The organism is Actinomycetospora sp. (assembly GCF_055612215.1).
In genome coordinates this window covers 1-1,905 of sequence record NZ_JBVPVA010000065.1, presented here as the reverse complement: position 1 = coordinate 1,905, position 1,905 = coordinate 1, and the positions used below count along the sequence as shown (strand labels likewise).

2 protein-coding genes are annotated in these 1,905 nt (G+C 69.4%); both read left to right on the top strand.

Annotated features, from left to right (window positions below):
* Positions 1 to 1,206, top strand: a 1,206-nt coding sequence (locus AC0CYZ_RS01425) for an FAD-binding protein (RefSeq protein ID WP_472211457.1), incomplete at its 5' end; no start/stop codon positions are given.
* Between the two features lie 3 nt (positions 1,207 to 1,209).
* Positions 1,210 to 1,905 (top strand): succinate dehydrogenase/fumarate reductase iron-sulfur subunit (locus AC0CYZ_RS01420; RefSeq protein WP_472211454.1); only part of this gene is annotated, 696 nt, incomplete at its 3' end.

Below are 1,905 nucleotides of genomic sequence, written 5' to 3'. Positions count from 1 at the left end.
GGGATGGTCTGGCCGCCCAGCGTCAAGGGCATCCTCGTCACGGAGTCGGTCCGCGGCGACGGCGGCGTCCTCAAGAACTCCGAGGGCGAGCGCTTCATGTTCAACTACATCCCCGAGGTCTTCCGGGAGCAGTACGCGACCAGCGAGGACGAGGGCGACCGCTGGTACACCGACGCCGACAACAACCGGCGCCCGCCCGAGCTCCTGCCCCGTGACGAGGTCGCGCGCGCGATCAACAACGAGGTCAAGGAGGGGCGCGGCTCGCCCGCGGGCGGGGTGTTCCTCGACGTCTCGAGCCGCATGCCGGCCGAGACGATCCGCAAGCGGCTGCCGTCGATGTACCACCAGTTCAAGGAACTGGCCGACGTCGACATCACCGCCGGTCCGATGGAGGTCGGGCCGACCTGCCACTACGTGATGGGCGGGGTGGAGGTCGACCCCGACACCGCGGCGTCGGCGGTCCCCGGCCTGTTCGCCGCCGGCGAGGTGGCCGGCGGCATGCACGGCTCCAACCGGCTCGGCGGCAACTCGCTGTCGGACCTGCTCGTGTTCGGGTGCCGGGCCGGGGCCGGGGCGGCCGCGTACCTCGACGCGCTCGGCTCCGTGCCGTCGGTGTCCGACGCGGCGCTGGAGTCGGCCCGCGACGACGTCGAGCGGCCGATCCGCAACTCCGGCGGCGAGAACGCCTACACCGTGCACCAGGAACTGCAGCAGACGATGAACGACCTCGTCGGCATCATCCGCAAGGCCGACGAGATGGAGCTGGCCCTCAAGAAGCTCGACGAGCTCAAGGCCCGGGTCCCGCGGGTGGCGGTGGACGGGCGCCGGTCCTACAACCCGGGCTGGCACCTGGCCATGGACCTGCGCAACATGCTGCTGGTCAGCCAGTGCATCGCGATGGCGGCCCTCGAGCGGGAGGAGAGCCGTGGCGGGCACACCCGTGACGACTTCCCGACGATGAACGAGGAGTGGCGCCGCGAGCTGCTGGTGCTGACGCTGCACGACGACGAGGTGGTGCTCGAGCACCAGGGCCAGCCGGCGATGCGCGAGGACCTGTTCGACCTCTTCGAGCTCGACGAGCTCAAGAAGTACTACACCGGCGACGAGCTGGGCGGGCACCGCTCGGACGCACCCCGGGGGCAGCGCGCCGACCAGACCGAGGGCGGCCTCGGTGACGAGCAGCAGGCACAGGGACAGGGGACCTAGACCGTGGGCTACCAGGCGCACTTCAAGGTGTGGCGAGGCGACGACACGGGCGGTGACCTGCAGGACTACCGCGTGGACGTCAACGAGGGCGAGGTCGTCCTCGACATCATCCACCGGCTGCAGGCCACCCAGGCCGGCGACATGGCCGTGCGGTGGAACTGCAAGGCCGGCAAGTGCGGGTCGTGCAGCGCCGAGATCAACGGCCGTCCGCGGCTGATGTGCATGACGCGGATGTCGACGTTCACCGAGGACGAGGTCGTCACGGTGACGCCGCTCCGCACGTTCCCGGTGATCCGCGACCTCGTCACCGACGTGGACTTCAACTACGTCAAGGCGCGCGAGATCGCGTCGTTCGCGCCGCCGGAGAACCTGGCGCCGGGCGAGTACCGGATGTCGCAGATCGACGTGGAGCGCCCGCAGGAGTTCCGCAAGTGCATCGAGTGCTACCTGTGCCAGAACACCTGCCACGTGGTGCGTGACCACGAGGAGAACAAGGCCGAGTTCGCCGGCCCGCGCTACCTGATGCGCGTCGCCGAGCTCGACATGCACCCGCTCGACGTCCGCAACCGCAAGGAGGACGCCCAGGAGGAGCACGGCCTGGGGTACTGCAACATCACCAAGTGCTGCACCGAGGTGTGCCCGGAGCACATCAAGATCACCGACAACTCCCTCATCCCCATGAAGGAGCGGGTGGTCGAC